Annotated in this window: 16 protein-coding genes; 11 read left to right on the top strand and 5 right to left on the bottom strand. The window is 71.9% G+C overall.

The annotated features are described in order from the left end of the window. Positions 1-88: 88 nt before the first annotated feature. On the top strand, positions 89-1,156 hold the full coding sequence (locus tag OHT77_RS39380) for an O-antigen ligase family protein (protein WP_328834459.1): 1,068 nt from the start codon (positions 89-91) through the stop codon (positions 1,154-1,156). A 14-nt stretch (positions 1,157-1,170) separates the two neighbouring features. Here the strand turns inward: OHT77_RS39380 and OHT77_RS39375 are convergent, their stop codons facing one another. Together OHT77_RS39375 and OHT77_RS39370 are read right to left on the bottom strand one after the other, a co-directional pair. After that, complete coding sequence (locus OHT77_RS39375; RefSeq protein WP_328833130.1) at positions 1,171-1,716, bottom strand: hypothetical protein; 546 nt, start codon at positions 1,714-1,716, stop codon at positions 1,171-1,173. A gap of 115 nt (positions 1,717-1,831) precedes the next feature. Further along, positions 1,832-2,617: a glutamate racemase gene (locus tag OHT77_RS39370; RefSeq protein WP_328833129.1), complete on the bottom strand. Its 786-nt coding sequence runs from the start codon at positions 2,615-2,617 to the stop codon at positions 1,832-1,834. 69 nt (positions 2,618-2,686) lie between these two features. Here OHT77_RS39370 and OHT77_RS39365 point away from each other — a divergent pair, with 69 nt between their 5' ends. Further along, positions 2,687-3,853 carry a glycosyltransferase gene (locus tag OHT77_RS39365; RefSeq protein WP_328834458.1) on the top strand — a complete coding sequence of 389 codons (1,167 nt, stop codon included), beginning with the start codon at positions 2,687-2,689 and terminating at the stop codon, positions 3,851-3,853. 4 nt (positions 3,854-3,857) lie between these two features. On the opposite strand, the gene OHT77_RS39360 is transcribed toward OHT77_RS39365, so the two are convergent. Next, on the bottom strand, positions 3,858-5,183 hold the full coding sequence (locus OHT77_RS39360) for a TerD family protein (protein WP_328834457.1): 1,326 nt from the start codon (positions 5,181-5,183) through the stop codon (positions 3,858-3,860). Positions 5,184-5,481: 298 nt separating this feature from the next. Here OHT77_RS39360 and OHT77_RS39355 point away from each other — a divergent pair, with 298 nt between their 5' ends. The 4 genes from OHT77_RS39355 to OHT77_RS39340 all read left to right on the top strand — a co-directional run bounded on the left by OHT77_RS39355 (position 5,482) and on the right by OHT77_RS39340 (position 10,135). Then, positions 5,482-5,919, top strand: a complete 438-nt coding sequence (locus OHT77_RS39355; RefSeq protein ID WP_328833128.1) for a DUF6643 family protein — start codon at positions 5,482-5,484, stop codon at positions 5,917-5,919. Positions 5,920-5,961: 42 nt separating this feature from the next. Continuing rightward, positions 5,962-6,786 carry an MOSC domain-containing protein gene (locus OHT77_RS39350; protein WP_328833127.1) on the top strand — a complete coding sequence of 275 codons (825 nt, stop codon included), beginning with the start codon at positions 5,962-5,964 and terminating at the stop codon, positions 6,784-6,786. 201 nt (positions 6,787-6,987) lie between these two features. Then, positions 6,988-7,593: an Rv1733c family protein gene (locus OHT77_RS39345; protein WP_328833125.1), complete on the top strand. Its 606-nt coding sequence runs from the start codon at positions 6,988-6,990 to the stop codon at positions 7,591-7,593. Positions 7,594-7,699: 106 nt separating this feature from the next. Continuing rightward, on the top strand, positions 7,700-10,135 hold the full coding sequence (locus tag OHT77_RS39340) for a right-handed parallel beta-helix repeat-containing protein (RefSeq protein WP_328833124.1): 2,436 nt from the start codon (positions 7,700-7,702) through the stop codon (positions 10,133-10,135). On the opposite strand, the gene OHT77_RS39335 is transcribed toward OHT77_RS39340, so the two are convergent. Beyond that, positions 10,105-12,447 carry a hypothetical protein gene (locus OHT77_RS39335; protein ID WP_328833123.1) on the bottom strand — a complete coding sequence of 781 codons (2,343 nt, stop codon included), beginning with the start codon at positions 12,445-12,447 and terminating at the stop codon, positions 10,105-10,107. The genes OHT77_RS39340 and OHT77_RS39335 overlap by 31 nt on opposite strands. A 288-nt stretch (positions 12,448-12,735) precedes the next feature. On the opposite strand from OHT77_RS39335, the gene OHT77_RS39330 reads away from it, so the two are divergent. Both OHT77_RS39330 and OHT77_RS39325 read left to right on the top strand, forming a co-directional pair. Continuing rightward, positions 12,736-13,563, top strand: a complete 828-nt coding sequence (locus OHT77_RS39330) for a DeoR/GlpR family DNA-binding transcription regulator (RefSeq protein ID WP_328833122.1) — start codon at positions 12,736-12,738, stop codon at positions 13,561-13,563. Between the two features lie 66 nt (positions 13,564-13,629). After that, the gene (locus OHT77_RS39325; protein WP_328833121.1) at positions 13,630-14,100 is read left to right on the top strand and encodes an SRPBCC family protein; all 471 of its coding nucleotides are present in this window, start codon (positions 13,630-13,632) and stop codon (positions 14,098-14,100) included. Between the two features lie 45 nt (positions 14,101-14,145). On the opposite strand, the gene OHT77_RS39320 is transcribed toward OHT77_RS39325, so the two are convergent. Continuing rightward, the gene (locus tag OHT77_RS39320) at positions 14,146-15,270 is read right to left on the bottom strand and encodes a PLP-dependent cysteine synthase family protein (RefSeq protein WP_328833120.1); all 1,125 of its coding nucleotides are present in this window, start codon (positions 15,268-15,270) and stop codon (positions 14,146-14,148) included. A gap of 341 nt (positions 15,271-15,611) precedes the next feature. Between OHT77_RS39320 and OHT77_RS39315 the strand changes: the two genes are divergently transcribed. From OHT77_RS39315 to OHT77_RS39305, 3 genes are all read left to right on the top strand, one after another. Then, entirely contained in the window at positions 15,612-15,935 is a 324-nt protein-coding gene (locus tag OHT77_RS39315; protein ID WP_266774568.1) for a hypothetical protein, read from the top strand. A gap of 237 nt (positions 15,936-16,172) precedes the next feature. Then, positions 16,173-16,517, top strand: a complete 345-nt coding sequence (locus OHT77_RS39310; protein WP_328833119.1) for a hypothetical protein — start codon at positions 16,173-16,175, stop codon at positions 16,515-16,517. Further along, entirely contained in the window at positions 16,514-17,059 is a 546-nt protein-coding gene (locus OHT77_RS39305) for an ATP-binding protein (protein WP_328833118.1), read from the top strand. Before OHT77_RS39310 ends, OHT77_RS39305 begins: the two co-directional genes overlap by 4 nt. Positions 17,060-17,126 lie beyond the last annotated feature (67 nt).

Raw genomic sequence — 17,126 nt, 5'->3', positions numbered from 1 at the left:
CACGGTCGGTCCAGGCCAGGACGGTCGGGGGCCGGTCACGGGTCGGGGGCGGCCTGGTTCAGGGGGCGGCGGGGTGAGTTCCACGGGGATGGCGTCGGCGACCGGTCCGGACGCCGACAGTGAGAGACGAAACGTTTCGGATGCCGCGGGCATCGTCGTGCTCGGATCATGTGCCGCGTGGTCGCTGATCACCGCGGCCCTGCACGACGGCAGGCCCGAGGGGGTGCTGCTCGCGGTCCTCGCGGTCGCCGCCGGTTACGCGTCGGGGCGGATCTCCGGGGCGCTCGTGCCGGTCGCCGCGCCCTGTGTCGGGGCGTTGGCCGGACTCGGGCTGGCGCTGGCCGAACCGCATCTCGCCCCGGGCCCCCAGTTCGTCGTCCCGCTCGGGCACGCCGGGGCGACCGCGGCCCTGCTGACCGTGGCCGCGGGTTCGGCGTGCTGCGCGGCCTGGGCCGCCACGGCACCGGTCCTGCGGCTCGCGCTGGGGCTGCTAGCGGCCGGGATCACCGTCACCGCGGCCGTCCTGGGATCGAGCACCGGATTCCTCCTGTGCACGGCGGTCCTGCTGTGCTCGCTCGCGGCCGGCCGGCTGCGCCACCGCGGCCCGGGCATCGCGGGCCTGGGCCTGGCCACGGTGCTGGTGACCGGCGTGTCCTGGGCGCTGGCCGGAAACGTGCTCCCGGACGGACTGACCGCGTCCCTGGAGGGCCAGCTGACCCCGCACCGGATCCAGCTGTGGCAGGACGCCCTGCACATGGCACACCAGGACTCCTCCACCGGAGTGGGCCCCGGGCGCTTCGGCGAGCTGAGCAGCGCGGCGGCCGAGGCGCTGCTGCCGGACGGCAAACCGCACTCCGCGCCGCTCCAGCTGGCGGCCGAGCAGGGAATCGTCGGCGTGCTCCTGCTGGCGGCGGCCTACGGCTGGATCCTGCACGCTCTGTGGCGCACCACACGCTCCACCCCGATCGCGCTCACCGCGGCCGCGGCGCTGACGGGGCTCGCGCTCGTCGCCTCGGTCGGCAACGCGCTGAGCTTCACCTCGGTGTCGGTCGGCGCGGGTTTCCTGGCCGGGCTGGCGACGGCCCATCCGATCGCCGAGGACGCCTCACACACCAGACCGGACGCACACGCGCGTGGCGACCGTCTGGCCCCCTGACGACCAAGAGGGTGTCAGAGCAACGCGCCGGGCGTGGGCGGCACCAGCCGGGCCGTGATGATCCGTACGGCCGCCTCCGCGTTGTCCACGGTGATCGTGAACGTGTGCCCGTCCCACAGGCGCAGCACGATGCCCTCACCACGGCGTACGACGACGGCGGTGCCCTTCTCGGGCCGCCAGCGGTAGCCCCAGCCGCCCCACTGGCGCGGGGTGACGTGCGGGGCGAACTCGGCGCCCGCGACGCTCGCGAGGGGGATGCGGCGGCGCGGCACACCGATGTGGCCGCAGCGCACCTCGAGGGACTCCGTGTCGACCTTCAGGCCCACGTGCACGAAGGCGAGCGTGCCGAACATCATCAGCAGCCCGGCGGCGATGCACCCGACGACGGACATGACGAGCGGGGCGATGCCGGACGTCCAGGCGGAGTCCACGGCCAGCTCGATGCCGAGCGCCATGCAGGCGGCACCGGCGAGCGCCAGCAGCCACTGGAACCGGTTCGTGGCGCTTCCGGTCCAGATCTCGGCCTGCGGGAAGATTTCGTCGCGGGGGTGGTCCCTCATGCCTACGAGACTACTCAGGTTTCGCTGCGCGGGTACGGCGTTGCGGAGAGTGACCGTTTTACGTGGCGGCACGGCGGATGTGCGCGCCGGTACGGCGTCGATCCATCGCCATAGGTCAGTGCGCGGGGGCCACGGTCCGCAGGAGCCGTCCCTCGGCGTAGGTCGAGGCCGCGGCGGGCAGCTCGCCCTCACGGCCGTTCAGGATCACCGTGAGGGTGCCGTCGGCCGCCGCGTCCGGGGCGGGCTGAGCGCCGATCCGGCGCAGCGCCTGGGCGGCCACCGCGTCGGCGGAGCCGTGCAGGACGAGCGGCGGGCGGTCGGGACGCTGCACGGCGGCGCGGATACGCTCGGCGACCAGTTCGTAATGGGTGCAGCCCAGGACGACGGTCGTTACATCGTCGGGGGTCAGCTCGGCGGCCGCGGCGACGGCGGCGTCGATGGCCGCCTCGTCACCATGTTCCACGGCTTCGGCCAGTCCCCAGCACGGCACCTCGGTGACCCGGACGCCGTCGGCGAAGTCCGCGATGAGGCCGCGCTGGTAGGGGCTGCCGGTGGTGGCGGGCGTCGCCCAGATCGCGAAGGGCGTGCCACCGGCGGCGGCCGGCTTGATCGCCGGGACGGTGCCGATGACCGGGATGCCGGGTTCCAGGCGGTCGCGCAGGGCCGTCAGCGCGTGCACGGTCGCCGTGTTGCAGCCGACGATCAGGGCGTCGGGCCGGTGCGCGGCGGCGGCCTCGGCGACGGCCAGCGCGCGCTGCGTGAGATCTTCCGGGGTCCTCGGTCCCCAGGGCATGCCGTCGGGGTCCAGGGAGAGCACCAGGTCCGCGTCGGGGCGTACCCGCCGTACCGCGGCGGTGGCCGCCAGAAGGCCGATTCCGGAGTCCATCAGCGCGATCTTCACCCGGCCACGATAGACGATGGCCTCTGCGGACCCGGTCCCGTGGGGCAGACTGCGCCCGTGAGCGCCTTCGTGTGGATCGCCGCCGGATCACTCGCCGCCTGGCTGTGGCTGCTGTGCTGTCAGGGCTTCTTCTGGCGCACGGACATCAGACTTCCGGCCCGTACCGACCCGGACGACTGGCCGTCGGTCTGTGTCGTCGTCCCGGCCCGCGACGAGGCCGCCGTCCTGCCCGACAGCCTGCCCTCGCTGCTGGCCCAGGACTATCCCGGGCGGGCGGAGATCTTCCTTGTGGACGACGGCAGTTCGGACGGCACCGGGGATGTCGCCCGCGAACTGGCGTCCCGGCACGGCGGTCTGCCGCTGACCGTGGGCTCCCCCGGCGAACCGCCCCCGGGCTGGACCGGCAAGCTGTGGGCCGTACGCCACGGAATCGGTCTGGCACGCGCGCGTGGACCCGAGTACCTGCTCCTGACGGACGCGGACATCGCCCATGCCCCGGACAGCCTGCGGGAGTTGGTGGCGGCGGCGCGCACCGGTGGCTTCGACGCCGTGTCGCTGATGGCGCGGCTGCGCGTGGAGAGCCTGTGGGAGCGGCTCGTGGTGCCGGCGTTCGTCTACTTCTTCGCGCAGCTGTATCCGTTCCGCCGGATCGGCCGGAAGGGTTCCCGTACGGCCGCCGCGGCGGGCGGCTGCGTCCTGCTGCGCGCCGACGCGGCGGAGCGGGCGCGGATCCCGGACGCCATCCGGCACGCGGTGATCGACGACGTGGCGCTCGCCCGGGCCGTCAAGGGCGGCGGCGGTCACATCTGGCTGGGGCTCGCCGAACGAGTCGACAGCGTGCGTCCTTACCCCCGGCTGCACGACCTGTGGCGCATGGTCTCGCGCAGCGCGTACGCCCAACTGCGGCACAACCCGCTGCTCCTCCTGGGCACCGTCATCGGCCTGGCGCTCGTGTATCTGGTGCCCCCGGTGGCGCTGTTGGCAGGTCTGGCGGCGGGAAGCACGGCAACTGCGGTGCTCGGCGGGCTCGCGTGGCTGGTGATGACCGGGACGTACATCCCGATGCTCCGCTACTACGGGCAGCCGCTCCGGCTCGCTCCCCTGCTGCCGTTCACCGCGTTTCTGTACCTCCTGATGACCGTCGATTCCGCGGTGCAGCACTACAGGGGACGCGGTGCGGCCTGGAAGGGCCGCACCTACGCGCGTCCGGACGCCGTCGTCGGCGAGGAGAGCTGAGCGGTCACTTGCGACCCGGGGTCCAGTTCATGCCCCACCCGTAGACGCGGTCGACGGTCCGCTGCGGGCTCACCCCGCGGTCCGGGACGAGGTACCGGGCCTCGCGCTGGACGACGAGGTCGCCCCCGGTGTTGGTGATCAGGGCGAGCGCGCACACCGTGGAGGGCACCGTGCACTCGTCGAGGGAGAAGTCGATCGCGGCGCCGTGCTGCGGCTGGAGCGTGACCGTGGCGTGCAGGTCGGCGAAGGAACGGGCGCCTTCGTAGATGGTCACGAAGACCAGGATCCGCCGGAAGTCCTTGATGTGGTCGAGGTTGACCGTGAGGTTCTCGCCGCTCGCCGAGGCGCCGGTGCGGTCGTCGCCGTCGAGGTGGATGTACGGGGGCCGCTGCAGGGAGCCGTACGCGTTGCCGAGGGCCTGGACGACGCCCTTGCGGCCGTCCGCGAGTTCGTACAGGGCGCACAGGTCGAGGTCGAGGTCCGCGTGCATCGCAACCGCCCGGCCGCGCTTGCTGCCCCAGCCCGAGAACTGCTTGCGCACCTCCCAGTTGAGGTTCACACGCAGGGCTCCCGAGGTGCCGCCCTGCTTGGTCAGGGAGACCGAGGGCGCCGCCTTGGTGAGCGTCACCTTGGAGAGCCGCACCGGGGTCGCCGAAGGGGGCGGGCTCACCGGGGGCGCGACCGGCGGCGGAGGCATGGTCACGGGCGGCTGGACCGGCGGCGGCAGGTTCACGGGTGCCCCGGAGGGCGGCGGCAGGTTCACCGGCGGACCGGACGGCGGTGGCATGGTCGCGGCCGGTGCCGACTGCTGCGGCTCGTCCACGGTGATGCCGAAGTCGGTTGCCAGGCCGCCGAGTCCGCTGTCGTAGCCCTGGCCGACGGCCCGGAACTTCCAGGCGCCCTGGCGGCGGTAGAACTCGCCGAGCACGAACGCCGTCTCGACCGTCGCGCCGGTGCTGTCGAAGCGCGCGACCGTAGTGTTCTGGGCGGCGTCCCGGACCTCGATGTAGAGGTCGGGGACGCGGCCAAACGTTCCGCCATCGGCCGAGGCGGCGAGGACGATGCGGTCGACGGCGGGCTCCACGCGCGCGAGGTCGACGAGCAGCGTGTCGGTCACCTGCCCGCCCGCGCCGCCCTTGCCCTCGTGGCGGACCGCTCCGGAGGCGTGCGCAGGCTGGTTGTAGAAGACGAAGTCGCCGTCGGAGCGCACCTTGCCGTCGACCAGCAGCAGGGCCGAGGCGTCCGCGTCGGGGACGCCGGGTCCTGAACGCCAGCCCAATTCGACGCGCAGTGCCGTCGTCGGCACCGGAACATTCGACCCTTTCGGCATTGACATGCCTGCCCCCATCACGTGTCACCGTGCCAGGACACACCCCGGCAGCCCTACGGGTGTCTACCCGCACAACCTATTCCCCGGGGCGCCGAACCGCTCCTGAGAGGTGCCCGGACACCGTCGGTCAACCGCTGGTAACCCGCCGGGAACTCGGCTTTTACCCGATCCGAACACTGGTCGATGCCCTTTTTTGCCAAGTTCGCTCGCATTGGGGATCCCGTGCCGCCACCGACACGGAAAACAACCCTCTTATCGGTCTCCCCAACCAGCACATCCTGGGCTTAACTTATGTGCCATGACCTCCCCCCGCTCCACTTATGGCGGCGGCTACTACTCCGCCTCCTTCCCGGACACCCCGATCTACGACTCCCTCGTGGCCGAGCGCGGCACCCCGCAGATCGCCCCGATCCGGGTCCCCGCCGCCTACGACATGCCGGGGAGCAACCTTCCGGCGCTGCCGTCGGCGCTCCCCGCCCTCCCGGCGGGACCCTCGCAGGCTTCCTACGGCGGCTATCCGCAGGCGCAGCAGCCCGCCCCGCTGCAGCAGGCGCCCGCCGCCTACATCCCGCAGCAGGCCCCGCCGCGCGGTTACCCGCAGCAGCAACAGCAGCCGCGCCCCATGGCGGCCCCGGCCGGCTACGAGGCGATGCGTCCGGCGGCTCCCCGCCCGGCCCCGGCGCCGTACCAGCAGCAGGACCCGTACAACAACCAGCAGCAGTACCGCGGTTACTGATCCCCACCCTGCGTTGTCGGTGCCACCTGGCACGATGGAGCGATGGGGAATGCGGAGCTGCGGTCGATCCACGTTCATCCGGTCAAGGCACTTCGGGGCTTTTCACCCCGCGAGGCTCTCGTGGAGCCTTGGGGACTGGCCGGGGACCGACGCTGGGTGCTGATCGACGACGGGGGAAAGGTCGTCACGCAACGCGAGCACCCGCGTCTCGCACTGGCCGCCGCCGAGCTACTGCCCGGCGGCGGCATTCGTCTGTCCGCGCCCGGCCGTGAGCCGTTGACCGTGCCCGTCCCGGCGCCGGACGCCACCGTGGCGATGGAGATCTTCGGTACGAAGGTCGACGCGGTGCCGGCGCAGGATGTCGCGCACAGGTGGTGCGGCGACTATCTGGGCCTCGGCGTACGGCTCGTCCACATGGACGACCCGGCCACGCGCAGACCCGTCGACCCGGAGTACGCGCTTCCCGGCGAGACCGTCAGTTTCGCCGACGGCTATCCGTTGCTGCTGACTTCGGAGGCCTCTCTCGACGCCCTCAACTCCCTTGTCGCGCAAGGCGATCACGCGGCCGAGGGACCGTTGCCCATGAACCGGTTCCGGCCCAATGTGGTCGTCACGGGCACCGAGGCCTGGGCCGAGGACGACTGGTCGGAGGTCACGATCGGCGAGGTCGCCTTCCGGGTCGCGAAGAAGTGCGGGCGCTGCGTCGTGACCACCACCGACCAGCACACCGCCGAGCGCGGCAGAGAACCGCTGCGCACCCTGGCCCGGCACCGCCGCATCGGCGGCAAGCTCGTCTTCGGGCAGAACCTGGTGCCCCGCTCGACCGGCACGATCCGCGTCGGCGATCCGGTCCGCGTCTTCGAGTAGACGGCGTTCCGCTTGTCGCGCCGGAGAAGTTCCGCGGTGGGGGTGCGAGGCGGGAACCCTCCCTGTGGGCCCGGTCGTTGAGATCGCGTGAGAAGTTCATGAGAGGGCTGGGGAGAGGTGATTTCGCTCTCTCTTTGGCGGCTCCCTTGGGTGAACGGCGGAGCGCGGAGTTATGACGGAGCGGGAAGGGGGTGCGGGACGGTGGGAGCAATCAGGGGTCTGTGGCGCTGGCGGCACAATCCGCTGCGTCGCGCGACCGATCTGGCCGAGGCGTGGCTGGCTCTCGTGGTCATGCTGCTGGTCCTGGTCGCCGCACCCGTGATCGGTTCGCTCGTCGGCGCGATCGCGCAGGACAGCCTGCAGCGGTCGGTGCGGGAGCAGCGCGCGGACCGGCACGCCGTGACGGCGACGGTGGTCAGGAAGCTGAAGGGTGCCGAGCTGGACCCCGACCCGGACTCGTCCACCGCGCGGGACATCCGCAGCCGCGTCCTCGCCGACTGGACGGCCCCGGACGGCACCGCCCAGCACGGCGCGGTCATGGCGAGCCTCAACACCCCGCACGCGGGCGACCACTTCAGGCTCTGGACGGACCAGCGCGGGCACATAGTGGCCCGCCCGCTGGACGCGGCCACGGCGACGACCCACGCCGTGCTCGCCGGGCTCGGCGCGGCACTGCTGACCGCCGGGCTCGTCGACAGCGCGAGACGGTTTGTCCTGTGGCGCATGATCCGCCGCAGGTACGCCCGTTGGGACCGGGCATGGGAGCGGGCGGGCCCGGACTGGGGCAGGACCGGCACCGGCAGCTGACGGCCTTCCGGCTCTGGTCAACCCACCGCCCGCACGCACGCTACGGTGGACCGGCGAAGGCTTCGGCATCAACCCGCGTACCACGAGGTGGGGGCACAGCAGCGCCATGGCACAGGGCACGGTCCAGGTGACGCACACCGGTACATCGCGGTGGCGGCGCCGCACAGGTGAGTACGCGTCGCTCGCCGCCGCCCTGGAGGCCGCGGCCGAGGGAGACGTGCTCACCGTCGCTCCCGGCACCTACCGGGAGAACCTCGTCGTGGCACGGTCGGTGACCCTGCGCGGCCCCGAGGGTTCGCCCGGCTCGGTGCGCATCGCGCCCCTGGACGGCGTGCCGTTGACCGTCCGCGCCTCGGCGATCGTCCAGGACCTGCATGTCGAGGGCCAGGACTCGGCCGCGCCCGCGCTCCTTGTCGAGGACGGCGCACCGGAGTTGACGGACCTTCGGATCGTCACCCGCTCCGCGTCCGGCATCGAGGTCCGCGGCGGCGCCCGCCCCACCGTGCGGCGGTGCACGGTCGACAACCCGGCAGGCATCGGGATCGCCGTACTCGACGGCGGTGGCGGGGTGTTCGAGGAGTGCGAGGTCGTCTCGGCAGGCCAGGCGGGCGTGGCGGTCCGCGACGGCGGTCACCCGCGCCTGGAGCGCTGCCGTGTCCACCACGCCTCAGGTGTGGGTCTGTCCGCCACGGGTGAGAACTCCGCGCTGGAGGCGGTGGGTTGTGAGGTCTACGAGACGCGGGGCAGCGGCGTCCAGATCACCGGCCGGGCCACCGCGCACCTCACCGACTGCGATGTGCACCGTACGACCGCGGACGGCGTGACGCTCGACACGGACGCGGTGCTGACGCTGGCCGACTGCCGCATCCACGACATCCCGGAGAACGCGGTGGACCTGCGCTCCCGTTCGGTGCTCACGCTGACGCGCACGACGGTGAGCAAGTTCGGGCGCAACGGACTGTCGGTGTGGGACCCGGGCACGCGCGTGGACGCCAACCAGTGCGAGATCTTCGACAGCACCGGCGACTACCCGGCGGTGTGGGTCAGCGACGGCGCGACCGCGGTCCTGGACTCCTGCCGGGTGCACGACGTACCGGACGCGCTGTTCGTGCTCGACCGGGGCTCCCGCGCGGACGTCGTCGACAGCGACATCTCCCAAGTGCGCAACACCGCCGTGTCGGTGAGCGACGGCGCGACCGCGCAGCTCGACGACTGCCGGATCCGGGACGCGGCCACGGGCGCGTGGTTCCGCGACCACGGCAGCGGCGGCACGCTCAACAACTGCACCGTGGACGCCACCCAGACCGGCGTGATCGTCACCAAGGGCGCCGACCCCGTCATCGAGCGCTGCACGGTCGACTCCCCCGCCGAGGCCGGCTTCTACGTCTCCGCGGGCGGCCGTGGCACCTTCCTCGGCTGCCGTGTGACGGGCAGCGGCGGCTACGGCTTCCATGTGATCGACGGCTGTCGTACGACGCTCAAGAAGTGCCGTACGGAGCGCTGCGCGCGCGGCGGTTACGAGTTCGCGGACGCCGGTCCGGACGCGGCGCCCGGCACGGGACCGGTCGTCGAGGACTGCACCAGCGACGAGAGCGGCCTCAAGCCGCCCGCCGTCCACGAGACGGCGGTGGAGACGGCGAGCCAGTCGACCAGTGTGCTGGGCGCGATCCCCAGCCAGCGCACGGCCGAGCAGGACCCGCTGATCACCCCGGCGGACCCGGAGAAGGAGTCCCGCTCCTCCAAGGCCGTCCTCGGTGAACTCGACGCGCTGGTCGGCCTGGACAGCGTCAAGCGCGAGGTGCGCGCCCTCACCGACATGATCGAGGTGGGCCGCCGCCGCCAGCAGGCCGGCCTCAAGGCGGCCTCCGTCAAACGGCACCTGGTCTTCACCGGCTCCCCCGGCACCGGCAAGACGACGGTCGCCCGGCTCTACGGCGAGATCCTCGCCTCCCTCGGTGTCCTGGAGAAGGGCCATCTCGTCGAGGTGTCGCGCGTCGACCTGGTCGGCGAGCACATCGGCTCCACCGCGATCCGCACCCAGGAGGCCTTCGACAAGGCGCGCGGCGGGGTCCTGTTCATCGACGAGGCGTACGCCCTCTCTCCGGAGGACTCGGGACGCGACTTCGGTAAAGAGGCCATCGACACGCTCGTGAAGCTGATGGAGGACCACCGGGACGCGGTCGTGGTGATCGTCGCGGGTTACACGGCGGAGATGGAGCGGTTCCTGTCCGTCAACCCCGGTGTGGCGTCCCGCTTCTCACGGACCATCACCTTCAGCGACTACAACCCCGAGGAGCTGCTCAGGATCGTCGAGCAGCAGGCCGAGGAGCACGAGTACCGGCTCGCCGAGGGCGCGTCCGAGGGACTCACGAAGTACTTCACGGCGATCCCCAAGGGTGCCGCGTTCGGCAACGGCCGTACGGCGCGGCAGACGTTCGAGGCGATGGTGGAGCGGCACGCGAGCCGGGTCGCCCAGGTCGAGGAGCCGAGCACGGACGACCTGACGCTGCTCTACGCGGAGGACCTGCCCGAGCTGCCCTGAGGCGGCACCTCGGGCCGCAGCCGGGCCAGCAGCCGCTCGCGTTCCTCGGCGAACGCCGGGTCGGCCTGGTAGTCGGAGTGGCCCAAAATCGGTGCGGGCAGCGGGTGTTGGGCCGTACGGCCGTACTCCAGGGGGTCCTTGAGAGGCGGTTCGTGGTCCACCTCGGGGCCGCAGTCGCCGGACACGTGGACCGGGCCGCCGATGGGGTCGGTGAGCCGGTACAGGTTGCGCCAGCAGTCGACCTCGCGGTGCAGCCTGGTCAGCGCGGCCGGTCCGAAGTGGGCGGGGAACCAGCGGCCGTAGAGGCGCTCCAGGGGTGAGCCGTAGGTGAGCAGGGCGACGCGTTTGCGCTGGGCGGGCTTGAGTTGCCAGGCCGCTGCCGCGGCGAGGACGCTGCCCTGGGAGTGGCCCGAGATGACCAGGCGGCCGCCGGTGGCGCGGGTCCAGGTGGCCATGCGCCAGGTCAGGTCGGGGACCGCGCGCTCGGCGTAGCAGGGCGGTGCGAAGGGGTGGGCGGCGCGCGGCCAGAAGGTGCCGACGTCCCAGAGGATGCCGATCGTGCGCCGCGCGGAGGCGTCCTTGTAGGCGCGCCTGCCCCAGGTGACGAACAGTATGAAGCCGAGCCCGATCAGCCAGGAGCCGAGCGCCTGCGAGGTCTGGGCCGTGCCGTGCACGAAGGCCTGCGCCTCCTCTCCGGCCCGTTCCGGTGTCCGGTCGGTGGTGAACGCGCCGACCAGCGCTCCGGCCCCCAGGAGCAGCGTCGCGGTGGAGGTGACGGCGACCAGGAGGGGCCCGCGGTCGGTCAGCGTGGCCATCGCGCGCGTGCTCGCGATCCGCGCGGTGCGCGCCCGGTCCTTCCGCGCCCCCGGGTAGTCCTGCGCCACCGCGGCCAGTTCGCTACGGCGCAGCCGCCAGGTGCGATGGCCGAGCGCGGCGCACAGGACGAGGACGACGACGAGCAGCGTCGGGATCACCGACGCCTGCCAGGTGAGCAGCACGGGTGGGCCCGCGATGGACGTCCCGGTGCCGTCCAGCCAGTCGGAGACCCGCTGGGAGACCCCGCCGGACATCACGCCGCCCAGCGCGCAGGCCAGCATCGCGACGGCCGGTCCGCCGAGGCCGTGCATCGCGGAGCGCGAGTCGGGGTGCGTGCGGTGCAGCAGGTGGGCGACGACGGCGAGGACGATCACCAACAGGCCTTGCACTAGCGCGATCCCGCCGAACGCCGTGTCACCCGGCAGCCGCCCCGACGACTCCCATCCCGGGCGCGACCAGCCGCCGTAGAGGAGGGAGAGGGCGAGCAGGAGGAGGGCGCTGAGCGGGAGGCGGCGGACCAGACGGCGGTCGAGGGCCTGGTCGAGGCGGTTCTCGCTGCGGCCCCGGCGGCACACCACGTAGACGACGACGAAGGCCACTCCGGCGAGGGCGGTCTCCAGGAGGGTGCCGAGCGTGGCCAGCGCCTGGGAGCCGGCCGGGCCGCGGTCGAAGCGGGCCGGGGCGACGGTGACGGCCGCGGCGACCGTCAGGAGTCCGGCGGCGGTGTGGGCGGCGCGCAGCCGGGCCACCAGGCGGCGGCCGTACCAGAAGCCGGGGCGGCCCAGGGAGCTGTGGCCGGTCTCGTCCTCGGGTTCGGGCCGGCGGTTCATCGGCTGCTGGGACTCGTACGCGCTCCAGGTGCGGCGGGAGAGGTACCAGAGGAGGACGGTGAGCGTGGTCGGCACCAGGGCGGCGAGTGCGAGGCGGCGGCCGGGGCGGCTCCACCAGCTGTCGTGCGACACCGTGGGTGACAGGAAGCCGAGCCAGGTGTGCCGGTCGGCGCACGCGCGCGTGCCCGCGCACTGCCAGGCCGCGAGGTCGAGGGCGACCTCGCATGCGGCGGCGACGAGCAGCACCGTCAGCGTCAGTCCCGCGAGCCGCACGAGCAGGCCGTAGAAGCGCACCGTCCGTCTGCGGCCGCGGGCGGTGGGGCGCATCCAGTGGGCGAGGTTGACGACCATGAACGGCAGCAGCAACAGCCACAGCGCGCGGGTGCCGTTGCCCGAGGTGAGGTTGCACCAGACGTAGGCCTCGCGGATCGGGCCGGTGCGCCGGTCGGCGGGGCGGGACTCGGCGTCGACGTCGGCGGCGCGGCGGAAGACGGCCGCCGTGTCGTCGCCGGTGACCCGCACCGTGCGCGGATCGCCGAGCATGTCCTCGGGTGTGGTGCCGCCGACTCCGTGGACCAGGAGTTCGAGGGCGGGTTCGGTCTGATCGGGCCGTCCGGCAGGGCTGTTGGCCTCCGTGGTGACGGCATGTCCCTGTACACGCTCCACTGTTCGCACATCCCCCGTGACGCACTGTTCGTCTGTGTCCGTGTGCACACCAGGATCGTCCTTTCCGTCGCGTCGCACACGCCCCGTCACCGAATCTCCCCGATCCGGGTGACACACGAGGGACGGATGATGGCCGAATGGCATGTGCGCGTCGGGACAGGTGGTGGCGCGGTGGGTGCGGAGGCGTGCGAGGATGGGACGTCCGCGCACCGCCGCCGCGAAGAACGACCTGGTCGGGGCAGGTGCGGGGGCAGTCTGACGGGTTGCGGCGAAAGGACCGGAGCGTACGTGAGTGAGAATCAGAACCTCCTCGCGGAGCAGCGGCGCGCCCTGATCCTCGACGAGGTCCGACGCCGCGGTGGCGTCCGCGTCAACGAACTGACCCGCAAGCTCGGCGTGTCGGACATGACCGTCCGTCGCGATCTCGACGCGCTGGCCCGCCAGGGCGTCCTGGAGAAGGTGCACGGCGGAGCCGTCCCGGTCGTCGAGGCGAGCACCCACGAGCCGGGCTTCGAGGCGAAGTCGGGCCTGGAGCTCACCGCCAAGGAGGACATCGCGCGCGCCGCCGCGGAGTTGGTGGCGCCGGGCACGGCGATCGCGCTCTCCGGCGGTACGACGACGTACGCGCTCGCACATCATCTGCTCGAGGTCCCCGACCTCACCGTGGTCACCAACTCGGTACGCGTCGCCGACGTCTTCCACGCGGCGCAGCGCACGTCGGGGCAGCGGCAGGGTGCGGCGACGGTCGTGCTGACCGGTGGAGTGCGCACCCCCTCCGACTCGCTGGTGGGTCCGGTGGCCGACCAGGCCATCGCGGCGCTCCACTTCGACATGCTGTTCCTCGGTGTGCACGGGATATCGGCCGAGGCCGGCCTGTCGACCCCGAACCTCGCGGAGGCCGAGACCAATCGCAGGCTCGTGCAGTCCGCGCGGCGGGTCGTGGTCGTCGCCGACCACACCAAGTGGGGGACGGTGGGCCTGAGTTCGTTCGCCGCGCTGGACCAGGTCGACACGCTGGTGACCGACGCGGGGCTGCCGGCGGAGGCACGCGCGGAGATCTCGGAGCAGCTGCGGCTCGTGGTGGCGGGCGAAGTCGCTGAAGGGGCAGACATCTGACGGAGCGTCAGCTATCGTTGCCTGGCCCCGGTCAACTTCCCTTCTCCGTCAAGGGGGTTCGCGTCCATGGCCCACAGTCTGCGCCCCGTCGGGCTCGACTTCATCGACACCGCGCCGGTACGGCTGGTCTTCGCGCGGGAGATGTCCGCGACGCCTGACGCCGTCTTCCACGCCCTCAACGACGATGTGCCCGGATGGGCGGAGTGGTTCTCCGCCGTCACCAGTGCGCGGTCCGTCGACGACGGCGCCGGGCGCGACATCCGGCTGACGGGTGGCGGGCACTTCCGCGAGACGGTGATCGCGGCGAAGCCCGCCGAGGTGTACGCGTACCGGGTCGATGTCACCAACGCGCCGCGCGCGCGGGCGATGGCCGAGGAGTGGCGGCTCAGCCCTGCCGGGGGCGGGACACGGGTGCAGTGGACGTTCGCCGTCGACGGGTCCGCGGTGTTCCGGGGGGCTGTGCGGGTGGCTCGGCCAGGGTTGGGGCGGGCGTTCAGAGGAGCCGTGACCGCCTTGGACCGCCGGTTGGCCGGATAGGGGTTCCGCGGGAGTACAGGACGCCGGCCCGTTCGGTGCGGAACTTCAGCTTGGCCAGACTCCCGTCGCCAGCAGGGAGTCGATCGCCCTGCTGTACGGGGTGATGTCCAGGCCCTGTGCCTGCAGCCACGTATCCGAGAAGTACTTGTCCAGGTAGCGGTCGCCCGGGTCGCACAACAGCGTTACCACGCTGCCCTGTTGGCCTGCCGACACCATCTCCGCGATGATTTTGAGGGCGCTCCAGAGGCCGGTGCCGGTGGAGCCGCCCGCCTTGCGGCCGATGGCTTGTTCCAGCGCTCTTACGGCGGCGACGCTGGCCGCGTCGGGGACCTTCATCATGCGGTCGATCGCGCCGGGGACGAAGCTCGGCTCCATCCGGGGCCGGCCGATGCCCTCGATACGGGAGCCGCAGTCGCAGGTGACGTCCGGATCGCCGGTGGTCCAGCCCTCGAAGAAACAGGAGTTCTCCGGGTCGGCGACACAGACGCGGGTGTCGTGCTGCATGTAGTGGACGTACCGCGCGAGGGTCGCCGACGTACCGCCGGTGCCGGCCGTCGCGACGATCCACGCGGGCTCCGGGAAACGCTCCAACTCCAGCTGGCGGAAGATGGATTCGGCGATGTTGTTGTTGCCGCGCCAGTCCGTGGCCCGCTCCGCGTAGGTGAACTGGTCCATGTAGTGGCCGCCGGTCTCCACCGCGAGGGCGGCCGACTCCTCGTACATCTTGCGCGGGTCGTCCACGAAGTGGCACTGCCCGCCGTGGAATTGGATCAGGCGGATCTTCTCGGCGCTCGTCGTGCGCGGCATGACCGCGATGAAGGGGACGCCGATCAGTTTGGCGAAGTACGCCTCGGAGACGGCCGTGGAACCGCTCGACGCCTCGATCACCGGACGGTCGGGCCGGATCCAGCCATTGCAGAGGCCGTAGAGGAAGAGGGAGCGGGCCAGGCGGTGCTTGAGGCTGCCGGTGGGGTGGGTCGACTCGTCCTTCAGGTACAGGTCGATGCCCCAGCTCTCCGGGAGCGGGAAGCGGAGAAGGTGCGTGTCGGCCGAGCGGTTGGCGTCGGCCTGGACCTTGCGGACGGCTTCTTTCAGCCAGCTCCGGTAGGCCGCGTCACTGCGGTCGACGTCGAGGGTCGCGCCGGTCAGGGCCTGCGGGGTGGTGCTCACGACGGGGCTCCTTACGCTTCGCGCCGACGGCGCCTCGCGCGGCCGACACCTCGATCATAAGCACCTTCCGCACGCTCCTCACCTGCATAAACACACCTTTGGGGAGGTCAAAGGCGGCCCTGGGGCAGAGCTTTGGCGCGGGGATGGCGGTCTTGCGGCGGACCTCGGGCCGGCCCCCGGGGGCGCACTCGCGCGAGTGCTCCGGATACTCACCGTGACCGCGTCGTACGTACTGGTGCTCGACGCGCTTGGCGGGCAGACTGCACCGCAGCGGGACGAACGTCCACAACGGGGGCGCACACTGGATCACCAGATGTCCTGGACCAAGGGGGCGGGGAAGCATGGCGGAGCCGGAGTTCACGGCCACGGGCGTGCGGATCGGGAAGCGGCTGCGGTCGCTGACCCGGGCCGGACAGGTCCGGATCAATGACGGCAGGCTTGAGTTGCTCACCAGTTACGGCAGCGAGATCGACAGTGCGCCGGTGCAGGCGGTGCGCGCGTCGAAGCCGTGGTTCGCGCCCGAGGACCGGGCACTCGCCGACCTCAACGGCAACAGGTACCTGCTGACCCTCGGCGAGCACGACCCCGCGCCGGGGCAACCGGGCCCGCCCGCGGCCCGCCGGTTCATCGAAGCCGTGCGCAAGGCGGCGGGGCGGGGCGCGTGATCCGTACGGCGGGGGCGATGCCCGTGCGGTGCGAGCGGTACGAGGCGTGCCGTTACGGCGGGCGATGCGGCGGGGGCCGTGGCGGAGGCTGCGGTGCGGGAGCCGTCATCGCGAACACAGCCGTCGTGAACACAGCGGTCACGGGAGCAGCCGTCGTGGGAGTAGCCGTCGCCGGAGCAACCGTCACGGAAGTAGCCGTCACGGAAGTAGCCGTCGTGGGAGTTGTCCGTCCGTGCCGTGAAGCGGTTCGTGCCTGGCGCGGAACGGATCGCCATCACCGCGAAGCGGTTCGTCGTCACCGGGGAGCCGCTCGGCCTCGCTCCAGAGCGGAGCATCCTCGCCCTGGAGCAGAACATCCGCGCCACGGAGCGGTTCATCCGCGCCATTGACGAGCAGTGGCCGGCCGCGAGTTGCGGGACCGCGGCCCCTGAGTCACTCTGGTCTCACGTCACTCTGGGTTTACCGGCGATAACGCTGCGAACCAGCCCGCCGGACACAACAGCAGGCGGCCTTTCCTTGACCTCCCTGCTGGATCCGAACTCCGTGTTCTTCCGGACCTCAGTCGGGGAGTCGCAGCCGTGATCAGTCACCCAAGCAGGCACTGCACGGTGGAGCTCCAAGCCCTGCCGTCGCGGATCGGCCAGGTCCGCAGAATCGTATCTGCGCAGTTGCGCTACTGGCATCTGGATCCTCTGATAGACCGGGCCGCGCTCGGTGTGACAGAGCTCCTCACCAACGTCCACCGACATGCCCAGCCCGACAAGACGTGCGTCGTCGAGATCGAGCTGCTGCTGGACCAGCTCATGGTCTCGGTGCGCGACCACGATCCCCGGCTTCCGGTGGTGGGCGACATCGACGAGGTCTCCCCCACGGCCACCTGTGGACGTGGGCTCGCGATGGTCGCCGCCGTGAGCGAGACCTGGGGCGTGCGGCCGGACGGGGAGTCCGGCAAGGTCGTGTGGTTCACGCTCACCGCGCCGACGCCCGCCACTGCCACGCCGAGCCGTCCTCCGCGCCGTGCGGCCACGGAGAAGCCCGCGCACCGGTTCGTCACCGAGGTCGAGCACCCGGTCGACGGCCATCGGCCTCAACACGCTCCCGCCCGGTCGGCCGTTGCCGGTTGATCGGGCGGTGATCCGTTGCGGGGCGGCTGTGGGGGGGGCGGTGTCCCGGGCGGCCAGACAGCCGAGC

Origin of the sequence: Streptomyces sp. NBC_00252 (assembly GCF_036187565.1) — a bacterium.
In the GTDB taxonomy this organism is placed as follows: Bacteria; Actinomycetota; Actinomycetes; order Streptomycetales; family Streptomycetaceae; genus Streptomyces.
Note: the sequence above shows the minus strand (reverse complement) of the source record. Positions and strands in the feature narration are given on the sequence as shown.

Excerpts from the sequence above, each read along its gene's own strand:
- OHT77_RS39380 (WP_328834459.1), top strand. The coding sequence starts at position 89 with ATGGCGTCGGCGACCGGTCCGGACGCCGACAGTGAGAGACGAAACGTT.
- OHT77_RS39375 (WP_328833130.1), bottom strand. The coding sequence starts at position 1,716 with ATGAGGGACCACCCCCGCGACGAAATCTTCCCGCAGGCCGAGATCTGG.
- OHT77_RS39360 (WP_328834457.1), bottom strand. The coding sequence starts at position 5,183 with ATGCCGAAAGGGTCGAATGTTCCGGTGCCGACGACGGCACTGCGCGTC.
- OHT77_RS39355 (WP_328833128.1), top strand. The coding sequence starts at position 5,482 with ATGACCTCCCCCCGCTCCACTTATGGCGGCGGCTACTACTCCGCCTCC.
- OHT77_RS39350 (WP_328833127.1), top strand. The coding sequence starts at position 5,962 with ATGGGGAATGCGGAGCTGCGGTCGATCCACGTTCATCCGGTCAAGGCA.
- OHT77_RS39340 (WP_328833124.1), top strand. The coding sequence starts at position 7,700 with ATGGCACAGGGCACGGTCCAGGTGACGCACACCGGTACATCGCGGTGG.
- OHT77_RS39325 (WP_328833121.1), top strand. The coding sequence starts at position 13,630 with ATGGCCCACAGTCTGCGCCCCGTCGGGCTCGACTTCATCGACACCGCG.
- OHT77_RS39315 (WP_266774568.1), top strand. The coding sequence starts at position 15,612 with ATGGCGGAGCCGGAGTTCACGGCCACGGGCGTGCGGATCGGGAAGCGG.